Source organism: Burkholderia lata, assembly GCF_902499025.1.
Taxonomy (GTDB): domain Bacteria; phylum Pseudomonadota; class Gammaproteobacteria; order Burkholderiales; family Burkholderiaceae; genus Burkholderia; species Burkholderia lata_C.
In genome coordinates, this window is sequence record NZ_CABVPW010000010.1 from 13,595 (window position 1) to 28,618 (window position 15,024).

The following is a 15,024-nucleotide window of genomic DNA, read 5'->3' on the forward strand; positions in this document are numbered from 1 at the left end:
CGTAATCGCCAAAAACGTCATTAGCCAGTTATCAAAATTCTGCCTAGACTGCGCCGGTATCCCGTCACCACAGGACTGACGATGTCGGCAACAAAACCCAGGCTGCGCTCCGCCCAATGGTTCGGCACGAACGACAAGAACGGCTTCATGTACCGGAGCTGGATGAAGAACCAGGGCATCCCCGATCACGAGTTCGATGGCCGGCCGATCATCGGCATCTGCAATACGTGGTCCGAACTGACGCCATGCAACGCGCACTTCCGCAAGCTCGCCGAGCACGTGAAGCGCGGGATCTCCGAGGCGGGCGGCTTCCCGGTCGAGTTCCCGGTGTTCTCGAACGGTGAGTCGAACCTGCGCCCGTCGGCGATGCTCACGCGCAACCTCGCGTCGATGGACGTCGAGGAAGCGATCCGCGGCAACCCGATCGACGCGGTCGTGCTGCTCGCCGGCTGCGACAAGACCACGCCCGCGCTGCTGATGGGCGCGGCGAGCTGCGACGTGCCGGCGATCGTCGTGTCCGGCGGCCCGATGCTGAACGGCAAGCTCGAGGGCAAGAATATCGGCTCGGGCACGGCCGTATGGCAACTGCACGAAGCGCTGAAGGCCGGCGAGATCGACCTGCATCACTTCCTGTCGGCCGAAGCCGGGATGTCGCGCTCGGCCGGCACCTGCAACACGATGGGCACCGCGTCGACGATGGCGTGCATGGCCGAGGCGCTCGGCGTCGCGCTGCCGCACAACGCGGCGATTCCGGCCGTCGATTCGCGCCGCTACGTGCTCGCGCACATGTCCGGCATCCGCATCGTCGAGATGGCGCTGGAAGGGCTCGTGCTGTCGAAGATCCTCACGCGCGCGGCGTTCGAGAACGCGATCCGTGCGAATGCGGCGATCGGCGGCTCGACGAATGCGGTGATCCACCTGAAGGCGATCGCGGGCCGTATCGGCGTGCCGCTCGAACTGGAAGACTGGATGCGCATCGGCCGCGACACGCCGACGATCGTCGACCTGATGCCGTCGGGGCGTTTCCTGATGGAAGAGTTCTATTACGCGGGCGGGCTGCCGGCCGTGCTGCGCCGGCTCGGTGAAGGCGGGTTGCTGCCGAACCCGGACGCGCTGACGGTGAACGGCAAGTCGCTGTGGGACAACGTGCGCGAAGCGCCGAACTACGACGACGAGGTGATCCGCCCGCTCGACCGGCCGCTGATCGCGGACGGCGGCATCCGCATCCTGCGCGGCAATCTCGCGCCGCGCGGCGCGGTGCTGAAGCCGTCGGCCGCGAGCCCCGAGCTGCTCAAGCATCGCGGCCGCGCGGTAGTGTTCGAGAACCTCGAACACTACAAGGCGACGATCAACGACGAGGCGCTCGACGTCGACGCAAGCTCGGTGCTCGTGCTGAAGAACTGCGGGCCGCGCGGTTATCCGGGGATGGCCGAGGTCGGCAACATGGGGCTGCCGCCGAAGCTGCTGCGCCAGGGCGTGAAGGATATGGTGCGGATTTCCGACGCGCGGATGAGCGGCACCGCTTACGGCACGGTCGTGCTGCACGTCGCGCCGGAGGCCGCCGCCGGTGGCCCGCTCGCGGCCGTGCACAACGGCGACTGGATCGAGCTCGACTGCGAGGCCGGCACGCTGCATCTCGACATTACGGATGACGAACTGCAGCGCCGCCTGTCGGACGTCGATCCGACCGCGGCGCCGGGTGTGGCCGGCCAGCTCGGCAAGGGCGGCTACGCACGGCTGTACATCGATCACGTGCTGCAGGCCGACGAGGGGTGCGACCTCGACTTCCTGGTCGGCACGCGCGGCGCGGAGGTGCCGAGTCATTCGCATTGAGCGGCTGCGCCGCAGCCGGTTGCGGGCTTTCCCGGTCCGCGCTTCGTGAAACCGTAAACGCATGACGGCCGGTCGTCACCGAGGCCGAAGCAGGATGCGAACCATGACATCGAGCAGCACGCCGCGCTATCGCGGCATTTTCCCCGTCGTCCCGACGACGTTTGCCGACACCGGCGAACTCGACCTCGCGAGCCAGAGGCGCGCGGTCGATTTCATGATCGACGCGGGCTCGGACGGGCTGTGCATCCTTGCGAACTTCTCCGAGCAGTTCGCGATCACCGACGACGAACGCGACGTGCTCACGCGCACGATCCTCGAGCACGTCGCGGGCCGCGTGCCGGTGATCGTCACGACGTCGCACTACAGCACGCAGGTGTGCGCGGCGCGCAGCCTGCGTGCGCAGCAGCTCGGCGCGGCGATGGTGATGGCGATGCCGCCGTATCACGGCGCGACGTTCCGCGTGCCCGAAGCGCAGATCTTCGATTTCTTTGCGCGCGTGTCGGATGCGATCGACATCCCGATCATGATCCAGGACGCGCCCGCGAGCGGCACCGCGCTGTCGGCGCCGTTCCTCGCGCGGATGGCGCGCGAGATCGAGCAGGTCGCGTACTTCAAGATCGAGACGCCGGGCGCCGCGAACAAGCTGCGCGAGCTGATCCGGCTCGGCGGCGACGCGATCGAGGGGCCGTGGGACGGCGAGGAGGCGATCACGCTGCTCGCCGATCTCCACGCGGGCGCGACCGGCGCGATGACGGGCGGCGGGTTTCCGGACGGCATCCGGCCGATCCTCGAAGCCTGGCGCGAAGGGCGCCACGACGACGCGTACGCGCGCTACCAGGCGTGGCTGCCGCTGATCAATCACGAGAACCGCCAGTCCGGGATCCTCACCGCGAAGGCGCTGATGCGCGAAGGCGGCGTGATCGCGTGCGAGCGGCCGCGGCATCCGATGCCGGAACTGCATCCGGACACGCGCGCGGAGCTGCTCGCGATCGCGCGCCGGCTCGATCCGCTCGTGCTGCGCTGGGCGCACTGAACGATCACCGAACGATTCGCGAAGGAGGCATGCACGATGAGTAATCAGGTTTCGCTGGGTGTCGTCGGCATCGGCAAGATCGCGCGCGACCAGCATCTGCCGGCGATCGACGCTGAACCGGGTTTCAAGTTGACTGCGTGCGCGAGCCGTCACGCGGAAGTCGCCGGGGTGCGCAACTATCGCGATCTGCGTGCGCTGCTGGCCGCCGAGCGCGAGCTCGATGCCGTGTCGCTGTGCGCGCCGCCACAGGTGCGCTATGCGCAGGCGCGCGCCGTGCTCGAAGCCGGCAAGCACGTGATGCTCGAAAAACCGCCGGGCGCGACGCTCGGCGAAGTGGCGGTGCTGGACGCGCTTGCGCGCGAGCGCGGCCTCACGCTGTTCGCGACCTGGCATTCGCGCTGCGCGAGTGCGGTGGAGCCTGCCCGCGCCTGGCTCGCGACGCGCGCGATCCGCGCGGTGCAGGTGCGCTGGAAGGAAGACGTGCGGCGCTGGCATCCGGGGCAGCAATGGATCTGGGAGCCGGGCGGCCTCGGCGTGTTCGACCCGGGCATCAACGCGCTGTCGATCGTCACGCGGATCCTGCCGCGCGAGCTCGTGCTGCGCGAGGCGACGCTCATCGTGCCGAGCGACGTGCAGACGCCGATCGCCGCCGAGCTCGATTGCGCGGATACCGACGGCGTGCCGGTGCGCGCGGAGTTCGACTGGCGGCACGGCCCGGTCGAGCAGTGGGAGATCGCGGTCGACACGGCCGACGGCGTGCTCGCGATCAGCCGCGGCGGCGCGCAATTGTCGATCGCGGGCGAGCCGGTCGAGATCGGGCCCGAGCGCGAGTATCCGGCGCTGTATGCGCACTTCCATGCGCTGATCGCGCGTGGCGAAAGCGACGTCGACGTGCGGCCGCTGCGGCTCGTCGCCGATGCATTCCTGTTCGGCCGGCGCGTGCAGACGGACGCGTTCGGCCGCTAATCACGCGGGCGCGCTGCGGCGCGATCACGCACGACGAATCATTACGGCAAAAGCCGACATCTAGGAGACACCACATGAACCGCCCGATTCACACGATTCGCCGCCATACGTTACGCGCGCTGCTGGCCGCGCTTTGCATCGCGCCGCTCGGCATGCAGGGCGCTGCGCGCGCCGACGCTCCGCTGAAGATCGGCTTCCTGGTGAAGATGCCCGAACAGGCCTGGTTCATCAACGAGCAGAACGCGGCATCCGCGCTCGGCCAGAAGGAGAATTTCTCGGTCGTGAAGATCGGCACGCCCGACGGCGAGAAGGTGCTCGCCGCGATCGACAACCTCGGCTCGCAGGGTGCACAGGGCTTCGTGATCTGCGCGCCGGACGTGCGCCTCGGCCCGGCGATCGCCGCGCGCGCGAAGCGCTACAACATGAAGTTCGTGACCGTCGACGACCAGCTCGTCGATTCGACCGGCAAGCCGCTGCCGAACGTGCCGCACCTCGGGATGTCGGCGACCAAGATCGGCAACCAGGTCGGCCAGGCCATTTCCGACGAGATGAAGCGCCGTGGCTGGAAGCCGGAGGAAGTCGGCGCGCTGCGGATCACCAACTACGAGCTGCCGACCGCGAAGCTGCGCACCGACGGCGCGACCGAGGCGCTGCTCGCGAACGGCTTCCGCAAGGAGAACATCTTCGACGCGCCGCAGAAGACGACCGACGACGAAGGCGGCTTCAGCGCGGCGGCTCCCGTGCTCGCGCGGCATCCGAACATCAAGAAGTGGGTGGTCTACGCGCTGAACGAGGAAACCGTGCTCGGCGCGGTGCGCGCGACCGAACAGCTGCACATCCCGGCGGCCGACGTGATCGGCGTCGGCATCAACGGCGCGGGCGAGGCGTTCGCCGAGTTCCAGAAGAAGGAGCCGACCGGCTTCTACGGGACGATCGCCGTCAGCTCGACGAACCACGGCAAGGACAGCACGCAGAACCTCGTCGACTGGATCCGCAACGGCAAGGCGCCGCCCGCCGACACGCAGACGAGCGGCAAGCTGATGACGCGCGCGAACTGGCAGGCCGTGCGCACCGAGCTCGGCATCTGAGCGCACGAGGCGAGAACGCGATGACGATGCAGACGATGACGGCCGTATCCGGTAACGACGGCGACACCGGTGCCGATGCCGGCGCGTCGACGCCGGGCGGCCCGCTGCTCGCGCTCGACGGCATCACGGTGACGTTCCCGGGCGTGCGCGCGCTGGACGCTGTGTCGCTGTCGGTGCGCGCGGGCGAAGTGCACGGGCTGATGGGCGAGAACGGCGCGGGGAAGTCGACGTTGCTGAAGGTGCTGTCGGGCGTGAACCAGCCGCAGGCCGGCACGCTGACGCTGAACGGCACCGCGCAGCGCTTTGCGTCGACCCGCGCGGCGCTGGAGGCCGGCATCGCGATCATCTACCAGGAGCTGCATCTGGTGCCCGAGCTGACGGTCGCGGAGAACCTGATGCTCGGGCAACTGCCGAGCCGGCTCGGCGTGGTCGACGAACGCACGCTCGCCGCGCGCGCACTCGATGCGCTGGAGCGGCTCGGCGAGCACATCGATCCGGGCATCCCGGTGAAGTATCTGTCGATCGGGCAGCGCCAGATGATCGAGATCGGCAAGGCGCTGATGCGCGACGCGCGCGTGATCGCGTTCGACGAGCCGACGAGCTCGCTGTCCGCGCGCGAAACGACGCAACTGTTCCGGATCATCCGCGCGCTGCGCGCGGAAGGCCGCGCGATCATCTACGTCACGCACCGGATGGAGGAAGTGTACGAACTGTGCGACCGCGTGACGGTGTTCCGCGACGGCTGCCGTATCGACACGTTCGATTCCGTGACCGATCTTGACCGCGACCGGTTGATCGGCTGCATGGTCGGCCGCTCGATCGAGGACGTGTACGGCTACCGGCCGCGCACGGCCGGCGACGTGCTGATCGAGGCGAAGGGGCTGGCGGGGCCCGGGTTGTCCGAGCCCGTGTCGTTTTCCGCGCGGCGCGGCGAGATCGTCGGCTTCTTCGGGCTCGTCGGCGCGGGCCGCTCGGAGCTGATGAAGCTGCTGTACGGCGCCGCGCGCCCGAGCGCGGGGCATGTCGAGCTGAACGGGAAGCGGGTTGCATCCGGCAGCCCGCGCGACGCGGTGCGCGCCGGCCTCGCGCTGTGCCCGGAAGACCGCAAGCAGGAAGGCATCGTCGCGATCGCGTCGGTGGCCGACAACCTGAACATCAGCGCGCGCCGGCATTTCAGCCCGGCGCGGATGCTGCTCGACGGGCGGCGCGAACGCGAACTCGCGCAACGCTACATCGAGCGGCTCGCGATCAAGACCCGCGACGGCGATACGCCGATCGGCGCACTGTCCGGCGGCAACCAGCAGAAGGTCGTGCTCGCGCGCTGGCTGGCCGAACGCATCGACGTGTTCCTGATGGACGAGCCGACGCGCGGCATCGACGTCGGCGCGCGCGCGGAAATCTACAACCTGTTCTACGAACTCGCGGAAGCGGGCCGCACGGTGATCCTCGTGTCGAGCGACCTGGCCGAGGTGATCGGCGTGTCGGACCGGATCATCGTGATGAAGGAAGGACGGATCGCGGGCGAGGTCGCGAAGGCGCAGGCGACGCCCGACGCGCTGATCAAGCTCGCGCTGCCGCGCTAGCGCCCCGCAACGATCAACCGGATGCAAACGAAATGAGCCAGGCAATGCAACCCCAACGCACTTCCCCGTCCCCCGATGCCGCCGTCGCACCCGCGCGAGCGCGCGGCGGCGTGTGGCAGCTGATCAACCGCTCCGGCATCGTGATGGTGTTTCTCGTGCTGTTCGCGACGCTGTCGCTGACGGTGCCGGACTTCCTCACGTCGCGCAACATCCAGGGCCTGCTGCTGTCGGTCACGCTGATCGGCTCGATCGCGGTGACGATGATGTTCGTGCTCGCGCTCGGCGAGGTCGACCTGTCGGTCGCATCGATCGTCGCGTTCTCGGGCGTCGTCGCGTCGACGCTGATCACCGCGACGCACAGCGTCGTGCTCGGCATCGCGGCCGGCGTGCTCGCGGGCGGTGCGGTCGGGCTCGTCAACGGCATGCTGATCGCGCGCTGGCGGATCAACTCGCTGATCGTCACGCTCGCGATGATGGAAGTCGTGCGCGGGCTCGCGTTCATCACGTCCAACGGCGACGCGGTGATGATCTCCGAGGAGCGTTTCTTCGATCTCGGCGGCGGGTCGTTCCTCGGCATTTCGTATCCGATCTGGAGCAACATCGTCGGCTTCGTCGTGTTCGGCTTCCTGCTGCGCAAGACGGTGTTCGGCAAGAACGTGCTGGCCGTCGGCGGCAACGGCGAGGCCGCGCTGCTCGCGGGGCTGCCGGTGATGCGCATCAAGATCACCGTGTTCGTGCTGCAGGGGCTGGTGACGGGTTTTGCCGGCGTGATGCTCGCGTCGCGGATGAGCCTCGGCGATCCGAAGACGTCGGTCGGGCTCGAGCTCGGCGTGATCTCCGCGTGCGTGCTCGGCGGTGTGTCGCTGACGGGCGGCGTCGCGACGATCTCCGGCGTGCTGGTCGGTGTGCTGATCATGGGCTCCGTCCAGGACGCGATGAGCCTGCTGAACGTGCCGACGTTTTACCAATATCTGATACGCGGCGGAATTCTGTTGCTCGCGGTGCTGTTCGACCAGTATCGTCGCAACCAGCGGCGCGCGATGAAGATCTGACGAAAGCGCGGCTGCCCGCGAACGCGACAGATATCGGGAGACGGCATGCAACAGACTCATCCGGCCGCGTCGGCGACGCTGCTGGCGGACACCCGCAACACGCTCGGCGAAGGCGCGACGTGGTGCGACAGGACGCACGCGCTGTATTGGGTGGACATCGAAGGCGCACAACTGTGGCGCTGTCGCGCGGATGGCGCCGACCTCACGCCGTGGGCGATGCCCGAACGGCTCGCATGCTTCGCGCTGACGCACGACCCGGACGTGCTGCTCGTCGGGCTTGCGACGCATCTCGCGTTCTTCGACCTGCGCAGCGGCGCGTTCACGCGGATCGTCGACGTCGAGCCCGAGCTGCCGACGCGGCTGAACGACGGGCGCTGCGATCCGTTCGGCGCGCTCGTGTTCGGGATGAAGGACGAAGGCAGCGAGCCGCCGCAGGCGATCGGCGGGTTCTACCGGCTCAATGCCGACCTCACGCTGGAGCGGCTCGCGTTGCCGCCGGCCGCGATCGCGAACAGCATCGCGTTTTCGCCGGACGGGTCGAAGATGTATTTCTGCGATTCGCTCGTGCGCGAGATCTTCGTTTGCGATTACCGCGCGGGCGGCGACGTCGCGAACGTGCGGCCGTTCGCGCGCCTGACCGATCCCGACGGTGACCCGGACGGCTCGATGATCGATCGCGATGGCGGCCTGTGGAACGCGCAGTGGGGCGGCCGGCGTGTCGTGCGCTACGGGCCGGACGGTGTCGAGACGGAACGCGTCGCCGTACCGACCGCGCAGCCGAGCTGCACGGCGCTCGACGGCGAAGGCCGCCTGTACGTGACGAGCGCGCGCATCGGGTTGAGCGACGATGCGCTGGCCGGCGACCCGCATGCGGGTGGCGTGTTCGTTGCGCAGACGAGCCATGCGGGGCTGCCTACGGCGCGGTTTGCGGGGACGCCGCGTAGCTGATTGCGTACGGGATGCCGCTGACGCAGCGGGTTTCGCGGCGAGGCCAGCAGTCCGCCACGCGCGTGTGAGCGCGCAGCGGCTGTCCGGCATGACTGGAACGCCCCGTTCGCCTCCCGACGTGCTGGTAAGATGGCCCGCAATCCCATCCCGCCCGCACCATGAGTTCCGCACCGACCAAACCCGCGCACCCGAAGAACGCCACGAAGAACACCGCCCGCGCGACGGGCGACAAGCCGAAGGCGCGCGTGCAGCAGCGCCTGACCTACGTGATCGGCGGTCTCGACCGGCTGCTGCGCCGCCACATGACCGACGCGCTCGCCCCGCTTGGCATCACGCTCGCGCAATACACGGCGCTGTCGGTGCTCGAGGCGCGCGGCGCGTCGTCGAACGCGCAACTGGCCGAGCGCTCGTGGATCACGCCGCAATCGGCGAACGAAGTGATGAGCGTGATGGCCGCCCGCGGTTTCGTCACGCGTGAAGCCGACCCGTCGCACGGCCGCATCATCCTGCTGACGCTGACCGACGAAGGCGCGGCGATGCTGCGTGAATGCGAAGCCGTCCTGCGCCCGCTCGAGACGCGCATGCTCGGTGACATCTCCGCCGACACAGCCGCGGACGTGCAGCGCGCACTCGAACTGTTCTCGCGCAACCTGCGCGGCTGACCGCCTTCCGGAACCTTCATCGCGCGGGCCCGTGCGGCCCGCGTTTGCGTTGCCGGTCGCCTGACCGTTCCCCGATTCCGCCGCTTCCTGTCGCTTTCCGATCCGGGTTTACACCGGCGCTCGTGCCGCTTGCAATATCAGGTAGCCTGATATTAAATGAAGCCGTCCGCAGCAGGAATGCTGCGCACCGAATCGCACAGGAACGAACGACAGGAAACGATATGAGCAAGTACGACAACCGCTGGCAGACCGTTGAAGTGAAGGTGGAGGCCGGCATCGCGTGGGTCACGCTGAACCGCCCGGACAAGCGCAATGCGATGAGCCCGACGCTCAACCAGGAGATGCTGCAGGTACTCGACGCAGTCGAATTCGACGACGAAGCGAAGGTGCTCGTCCTCACCGGCGCGGGCGCCGCGTGGACGGCCGGCATGGACTTGAAGGAATACTTCCGCGAGATCGACGGCGGCTCCGACGCGATGCAGGAAAAAGTGCGCCGCGACGCATCGGAATGGCAGTGGCGCCGCCTGCGGATGTACAACAAGCCGACGATCGCGATGGTGAACGGCTGGTGCTTCGGCGGCGGGTTCTCGCCGCTCGTCGCGTGCGACCTCGCGATCGCGGCCGACGAAGCCGTGTTCGGCCTGTCGGAGATCAACTGGGGCATCCCGCCCGGCAACCTCGTCAGCAAGGCGATGGCCGATACGGTCGGGCACCGCCGTGCGCTGCACTACATCATGACCGGCGACACGTTCACCGGCGTGGAAGCCGCCGAGATGGGCCTCGTGAACAGCAGCGTGCCGCTCGCCGGGCTGCGCGACGCAACGATCGCGCTCGCCGCGCGGCTGATGGACAAGAACCCGGTCGTGCTGCGCGCGGCGAAGCACGGCTTCAAGCGCTCGCGCGAGCTCACGTGGGAGCAGTGCGAAGACTACCTGTACGCGAAGCTCGACCAGGCGCAGCTGCGCGATCCGGAACATGGCCGCGAACAGGGCTTGAAGCAGTTCCTCGACGACAAGACGATCAAGCCGGGCCTGCAGGCCTACAAGCGCTGACGCAACCGACGAGAAACACGCATGGCAGGAGACAACATGACCGACAGACGGATGCTGATCGCCGGCGAGTGGTGCGTCGCCCGCGACGGGCGCACCTTCGACCGATTCAATCCCGCGACGGGCGCGCTGGCGTCACGCGCGCCGGCGGCCGGCCTGGCCGACGCCGACGCGGCGATCGACGCCGCGCACCGCGCGTTTCCGGCATGGTCGGCGCTTGCGCCGACCGAGCGCCGCCGGCTGCTGCTGAAGGCGGCCGACCTGATGGACACGCGCATCGACGCGTTCGTCGCGACCGGCGTGGCCGAAACCGGCGCGACGCCTGGCTGGATCGGCTTCAACGTGACGCTTGCGGCGAACATGCTGCGCGAGGCCGCGTCGATGACGACGCAGATCGCCGGCGACGTGATCCCGTCCGACGTGCCCGGCAATCTCGCGCTCGCGATGCGCGTGCCGTGCGGCGTCGTGCTCGGCATCGCGCCGTGGAATGCGCCGGTGATCCTCGGCACGCGAGCGCTGGCGATGCCGCTCGCGTGCGGCAACACGGTCGTGCTGAAGGCGTCCGAGGCGTGTCCCGGCGTGCACGCGCTGATCGGCGCGGTGCTGGACGAAGCGGGGCTCGGCGCGGGCGTGGTCAACGTGATCACGCATGCGGCGGCCGACGCTCCCGAACTCGTCGAGCGGCTGATCGCGCATCCGCACGTGAAGCGCATCAACTTCACCGGGTCGACGCATGTCGGGCGCATCATCGCGCGCCACGCGGCGGCTCACCTGAAACCGGTGCTCCTCGAACTCGGCGGCAAGGCGCCCGTGCTCGTGCTGGACGATGCCGATCTCGACGCGGCCGTCGACGCGATCGCGTTCGGCGCGTTCTTCAACCAGGGGCAGATCTGCATGTCGACCGAGCGTGTGATCGCCGCGCGGCCGATCGCCGATGCGCTCGTCGAACGCCTCGCCGCGAAGGCCCGCACGCTGGTCGCGGGCGATCCGCTGGCCGGCCATCCGCTCGGCACGATGGTCGACGCGGCGGCCGCCGCGCGTGCAGCATCGCTCGTCGAGGACGCACGTGCGCATGGCGCGAATCTGCCGCTCGGCTGCCGCGTCGAAGGCGCGACGATGCAGCCGGCGATCGTCGATGGCGTGACGCGCGACATGCGCCTGTATCGAGAGGAATCGTTCGCGCCGGTCGTCGCGATCCTGCGCGCGGACAGCGACGACGAAGCGGTCGCGCTTGCGAACGACAGCGAGTTCGGGCTGTCGTCGAGCGTGTTCAGCCGCGACGTCGCGCGTGCGATGGCGGTCGCGCGTCGGATCGAATCGGGGATCTGCCACATCAACGGGCCGACCGTGCACGACGAGGCGCAGATGCCGTTCGGCGGCACGAAGGCGAGCGGCTATGGCCGCTTCGGCAGCCGTGCGTCGATCGCCGAATTCACCGAGCTGCGCTGGATCACGGTGCAGACCACGCCGCGTCACTACCCGATATGAGCGACCCGACGATGAATGATGCGACGCTCGCCGGCGGGCCGGTGAACGACACGGGCGGCGTGCGCTATCGCGCGGCGGCCGTCGCCGTGGGCGCGGCCGAGATTCGCCGCGCGGAAAGCGGCGCGTGGTACCTGAGTTCGCGCGAACCGCTCGGCGACTACCCGACGCGCCTGACCGACTGCCTCGTGCGCGGCGCGCAAGCGCATCCCGATCGCGTGCTGGCCGCGAAGCGCGGTGCCGACGGCCGCTGGATCGAGATCACCTACGCGCAGATGCTCGAACGCGCCCGCGCGCTCGGCCAGGGCCTCGTCGATCTCGGGCTGTCGGTCGAGCGTCCGCTCGCGGTGCTGTCCGGCAACGATCTCGAGCATCTGCAGTTGATGTTCGCAGCGATGCTGGCCGGCGTGCCGTACTCGCCGATCTCGCCCGCGTATTCGCTGGTGTCGACCGACTACGGCAAGCTGCGTCACACGCTCGGCGTGCTGCGGCCGGGCGCCGTATTCGTCGCCGAGCGCGCGCCGTTTGCACGTGCGCTCGACGCGACGTTGCCGGCCGATGCGGCGTTGATCGTCACAAGCGATGCCGATATCGATGCCGAGGGCCGGGTGGTGCCGCTCTCGCACTTGCTCGCCACAGCCCCGCGCACGATCGACGCGATCCACGCGGCGGTCGGCCCCGATCATCTCGCGAAGATCCTGTTCACGTCCGGCTCGACGAAGCAGCCGAAGGCCGTGCCGACCACGCACCGGATGCTGTGCAGCAACCAGCAGATGCTGCGCCAGACGATGCCCGAACTGACGCGCGAACCGCCGGTGCTGGTCGACTGGCTGCCGTGGAATCACACGTTCGGCGGCAGTCACAACCTCGGCATCGCGCTGTACAACGGCGGCACGCTTTATATCGACGACGGCCGTCCGGTGCCGGGCCGCTTCGACGAAACCGTGCGCAACCTGCGCGAGATCGCGCCGACGATCTACTTCAACGTGCCGAAAGGCTGGGAAGAGCTGACGGCCGCGCTCGAACGCGATGCCGTGCTGCGCGACACGTTCCTCTCGCGCGTGAAGCTGTATTTCTTCGGCGGCGCGGGCCTGTCGCAGGCCGCGTGGGACCGGCTCGACCGCGTGACCCATGCGCATTGCGGCGAGCGGATCCGGATCATGGCCGGCCTCGGGATGACGGAGGCGTCGCCGTCGTGCCTGTTCACGACGGGGCCGCTGATGCGGGCCGGCTATATCGGGCTGCCCGCGCCCGGCTGCGACGCGAAGCTCGTGCCGTGCGGCGGCAAGCTCGAACTGCGTTTCAAGGGGCCGAACGTGATGCGCGGCTACTGGCACGCGGACGTCGATCCGCGCGACGTGTTCGACGACGAAGGGTATTACCGCAGCGGCGACGCGGGGGTCTTTGTCGATCCGGAGCGGCCGGAGCTCGGGCTGTTGTTCGACGGGCGGCTGACCGAGGATTTCAAGCTGAGCAGCGGCACCTTCGTCAGCGTCGGGCCGCTGCGCGCGAACGCGGTGTCGAGCGGCGCGCCGTACGTGCAGGACGTGGTCGTCACCGGGATCAATCGCGACGACATCGGGCTGCTGGTGTTTCCGCGCGTCGATGCGTGCCGTGCGTTGGCGGGACTCGCCGCCGATGCCGCCGTGACCGACGTGCTGCGCGCGCCTGCCGTGCGCGCGGTGTTCGAGCAATGGCTCATCGAGTTGAACCGGCATGCGAGCGGCGGTTCGACGTTCGTCGCGCGCATCCGGTTGATCGACACGCCGCCGTCGCTCGATCGCGGTGAAGTGACCGACAAGGGTTCGCTGAACCAGGCGGCCGTGCAGCAGCATCGCGCGGCGACGATCGACGCGCTGTACGACCCGGCGCGGCGCGATCCCGACGTGATGTACGCGTAACCGGAAGCATACCGAAGCAAGCAGGCACAACGACCGGCCGGCCACGACACCGGCAGGCATTCTTGCGGCCAGTGAATCAGGCTGCCTGATAAAGGCAGCCGTTCAGACGACACCTTGCGCGCCGCTTCGCCACTGGCCGGCGACGGCGCGCGGCGGCCGTTACCGGGCCGACCGACTACAAGACATGGGACTGGAGACAGGATGAACACTTACGTTGCCGAAAAACCCACGGTCGCGACCACGCTCGCGCTGTGTTTCGCGATCGCCCTTCTCGAGGGGCTCGATCTGCAGTCGGTCGGCGTCGCCGCGCCGCGCATGGCGCGCGAATTCGGGCTGAGCGTGTCGCAGATGGGTATCGCGTTCAGCGCGGGCACCTTCGGGCTGCTGCCGGGCGCGATGCTGGGCGGGCGGCTCGCCGACCGGATCGGGCGCAAGCGCGTGCTGATCGTGTCGGCCGCGCTGTTCGGGCTGCTGTCGATCGCCACCGCGCAGGTGTCGACCTTCGCGATGCTCGTCGTCGTGCGCGTGCTGACCGGCATCGGCCTCGGCGGCGCGATGCCGAACCTGATCGCGCTGTCGTCCGAAGCGGTCGAGCCGCGCTCGCGCAGCAGCGCGGTGGCGACGATGTACTGCGGCATCCCGTTCGGCGGCGTGATCGCGTCGCTGATCGGCGTGCTGCTGGCCGGCGACACCGAATGGCGGCACATCTTCTACGTCGGCGGCGTGGGGCCGCTGCTGCTCGTGCCGCTGCTGGCGTGGTTCCTGCCGGAGTCGCGCGCGTATCTCGACGTCGCCGGCACGCCGGCCGCGCGCACCAGCGTCGCGCGCACGCTGTTCGGCGACGGCCGCACGACGTCGACCGTCGCGCTGTGGGTCAGCTACTTCTGCACGCTGATCGTCCTGTACTTCCTGCTGAACTGGCTGCCGTCGCTGATGGCCGCGCGCGGGCTCGATCGCGAGCACGTCGGCCTCGTGCAGATCGCGTTCAACGTCGGCGCGGGGCTCGGCGCGCTCGGCATCGGCGCGGCGCTCGACCGGATGCGCGCGTCGCGCGTGGTCGGCGGCATGTACGTCGGGATCGTGCTGTCGCTCGCCGCACTGGCGGCGGCGCCCGGCTTCGCGTCGCTCGCGGCCGCCGCGTTCGCGGCCGGGATGTTCGTGGTCGGCGGCCAGTCGGTGCTGTATGCGCTCGCGGCGATCTACTACCCGACCGCGATGCGCGGCACGGGTGTCGGCGCGGCGGTGGCCGTCGGCCGGCTCGGTTCCGTCGTCGGGCCGCTCGCGGCCGCGACGCTGCTGGCCGCCGGCCGCAGCGCACCCGTCGTGATCGGCGCGAGCATTCCCGTCACGCTCGTCGCGGCCGTCGCCGCGCTGCTGCTGATTCGCCGCCCGCAAGCCGGCGACTGAGGGTTCGTTTTTATCCA

12 protein-coding genes are annotated in these 15,024 nt (G+C 69.0%); all 12 read left to right on the top strand.

What is annotated here, in order from left to right:
* The first annotated feature begins 81 nt into the window (after window positions 1–81).
* The 12 genes from BDI24065_RS11965 to mhpT all read left to right on the top strand — a co-directional run bounded on the left by BDI24065_RS11965 (window position 82) and on the right by mhpT (window position 15,007).
* Window positions 82–1,833 (top strand): IlvD/Edd family dehydratase, encoded by a 1,752-nt coding sequence (locus tag BDI24065_RS11965; protein WP_175031436.1) that lies wholly within the window; start codon window positions 82–84, stop codon window positions 1,831–1,833.
* A gap of 103 nt (window positions 1,834–1,936) precedes the next feature.
* Entirely contained in the window at window positions 1,937–2,866 is a 930-nt protein-coding gene (locus tag BDI24065_RS11970; protein ID WP_175031437.1) for a dihydrodipicolinate synthase family protein, read from the top strand.
* A gap of 36 nt (window positions 2,867–2,902) precedes the next feature.
* Window positions 2,903–3,832: a Gfo/Idh/MocA family protein gene (locus BDI24065_RS11975; RefSeq protein ID WP_175031438.1), complete on the top strand. Its 930-nt coding sequence runs from the start codon at window positions 2,903–2,905 to the stop codon at window positions 3,830–3,832.
* A 74-nt stretch (window positions 3,833–3,906) separates the two neighbouring features.
* Complete coding sequence (locus tag BDI24065_RS11980; RefSeq protein WP_175031439.1) at window positions 3,907–4,920, top strand: arabinose ABC transporter substrate-binding protein; 1,014 nt, start codon at window positions 3,907–3,909, stop codon at window positions 4,918–4,920.
* 20 nt (window positions 4,921–4,940) lie between these two features.
* Window positions 4,941–6,503: an L-arabinose ABC transporter ATP-binding protein AraG gene (araG, locus tag BDI24065_RS11985; protein ID WP_175031440.1), complete on the top strand. Its 1,563-nt coding sequence runs from the start codon at window positions 4,941–4,943 to the stop codon at window positions 6,501–6,503.
* A 32-nt stretch (window positions 6,504–6,535) separates the two neighbouring features.
* A complete protein-coding gene (gene araH, locus BDI24065_RS11990) occupies window positions 6,536–7,555 on the top strand; it encodes an L-arabinose ABC transporter permease AraH (RefSeq protein ID WP_175031441.1) in 1,020 nt (339 codons plus the stop codon).
* Between the two features lie 45 nt (window positions 7,556–7,600).
* Window positions 7,601–8,503, top strand: coding sequence for an SMP-30/gluconolactonase/LRE family protein (locus tag BDI24065_RS11995; protein WP_175031442.1), 903 nt, complete (start codon window positions 7,601–7,603; stop codon window positions 8,501–8,503).
* Between the two features lie 158 nt (window positions 8,504–8,661).
* On the top strand, window positions 8,662–9,165 hold the full coding sequence (locus BDI24065_RS12000; RefSeq protein ID WP_175031443.1) for a MarR family winged helix-turn-helix transcriptional regulator: 504 nt from the start codon (window positions 8,662–8,664) through the stop codon (window positions 9,163–9,165).
* Window positions 9,166–9,386: 221 nt separating this feature from the next.
* Window positions 9,387–10,217, top strand: coding sequence for a p-hydroxycinnamoyl CoA hydratase/lyase (locus tag BDI24065_RS12005; RefSeq protein ID WP_174957923.1), 831 nt, complete (start codon window positions 9,387–9,389; stop codon window positions 10,215–10,217).
* A gap of 36 nt (window positions 10,218–10,253) precedes the next feature.
* Window positions 10,254–11,702, top strand: a complete 1,449-nt coding sequence (locus BDI24065_RS12010; RefSeq protein ID WP_175031444.1) for an aldehyde dehydrogenase — start codon at window positions 10,254–10,256, stop codon at window positions 11,700–11,702.
* Window positions 11,699–13,600, top strand: coding sequence for a feruloyl-CoA synthase (locus tag BDI24065_RS12015; RefSeq protein ID WP_175031445.1), 1,902 nt, complete (start codon window positions 11,699–11,701; stop codon window positions 13,598–13,600). The genes BDI24065_RS12010 and BDI24065_RS12015 overlap by 4 nt, the downstream gene beginning before the upstream one ends.
* Window positions 13,601–13,801: 201 nt before the next feature.
* The gene (gene mhpT / locus BDI24065_RS12020; RefSeq protein ID WP_175031446.1) at window positions 13,802–15,007 is read left to right on the top strand and encodes a 3-(3-hydroxy-phenyl)propionate transporter MhpT; all 1,206 of its coding nucleotides are present in this window, start codon (window positions 13,802–13,804) and stop codon (window positions 15,005–15,007) included.
* The last annotated feature ends 17 nt before the right edge of the window (window positions 15,008–15,024 follow it).

Bases quoted from the DNA above. Each gene is read 5' to 3' on its own strand.
- BDI24065_RS11975 (WP_175031438.1), top strand. From the start codon at position 2,903: ATGAGTAATCAGGTTTCGCTGGGTGTCGTCGGCATCGGCAAGATCGCG.
- BDI24065_RS12000 (WP_175031443.1), top strand. From the start codon at position 8,662: ATGAGTTCCGCACCGACCAAACCCGCGCACCCGAAGAACGCCACGAAG.
- BDI24065_RS12015 (WP_175031445.1), top strand. From the start codon at position 11,699: ATGAGCGACCCGACGATGAATGATGCGACGCTCGCCGGCGGGCCGGTG.
- BDI24065_RS11995 (WP_175031442.1), top strand. From the start codon at position 7,601: ATGCAACAGACTCATCCGGCCGCGTCGGCGACGCTGCTGGCGGACACC.
- BDI24065_RS12010 (WP_175031444.1), top strand. From the start codon at position 10,254: ATGACCGACAGACGGATGCTGATCGCCGGCGAGTGGTGCGTCGCCCGC.
- mhpT (WP_175031446.1), top strand. From the start codon at position 13,802: ATGAACACTTACGTTGCCGAAAAACCCACGGTCGCGACCACGCTCGCG.
- BDI24065_RS11965 (WP_175031436.1), top strand. From the start codon at position 82: ATGTCGGCAACAAAACCCAGGCTGCGCTCCGCCCAATGGTTCGGCACG.
- BDI24065_RS11970 (WP_175031437.1), top strand. From the start codon at position 1,937: ATGACATCGAGCAGCACGCCGCGCTATCGCGGCATTTTCCCCGTCGTC.
- araH (WP_175031441.1), top strand. From the start codon at position 6,536: ATGAGCCAGGCAATGCAACCCCAACGCACTTCCCCGTCCCCCGATGCC.
- BDI24065_RS12005 (WP_174957923.1), top strand. From the start codon at position 9,387: ATGAGCAAGTACGACAACCGCTGGCAGACCGTTGAAGTGAAGGTGGAG.
- BDI24065_RS11980 (WP_175031439.1), top strand. From the start codon at position 3,907: ATGAACCGCCCGATTCACACGATTCGCCGCCATACGTTACGCGCGCTG.
- araG (WP_175031440.1), top strand. From the start codon at position 4,941: ATGACGATGCAGACGATGACGGCCGTATCCGGTAACGACGGCGACACC.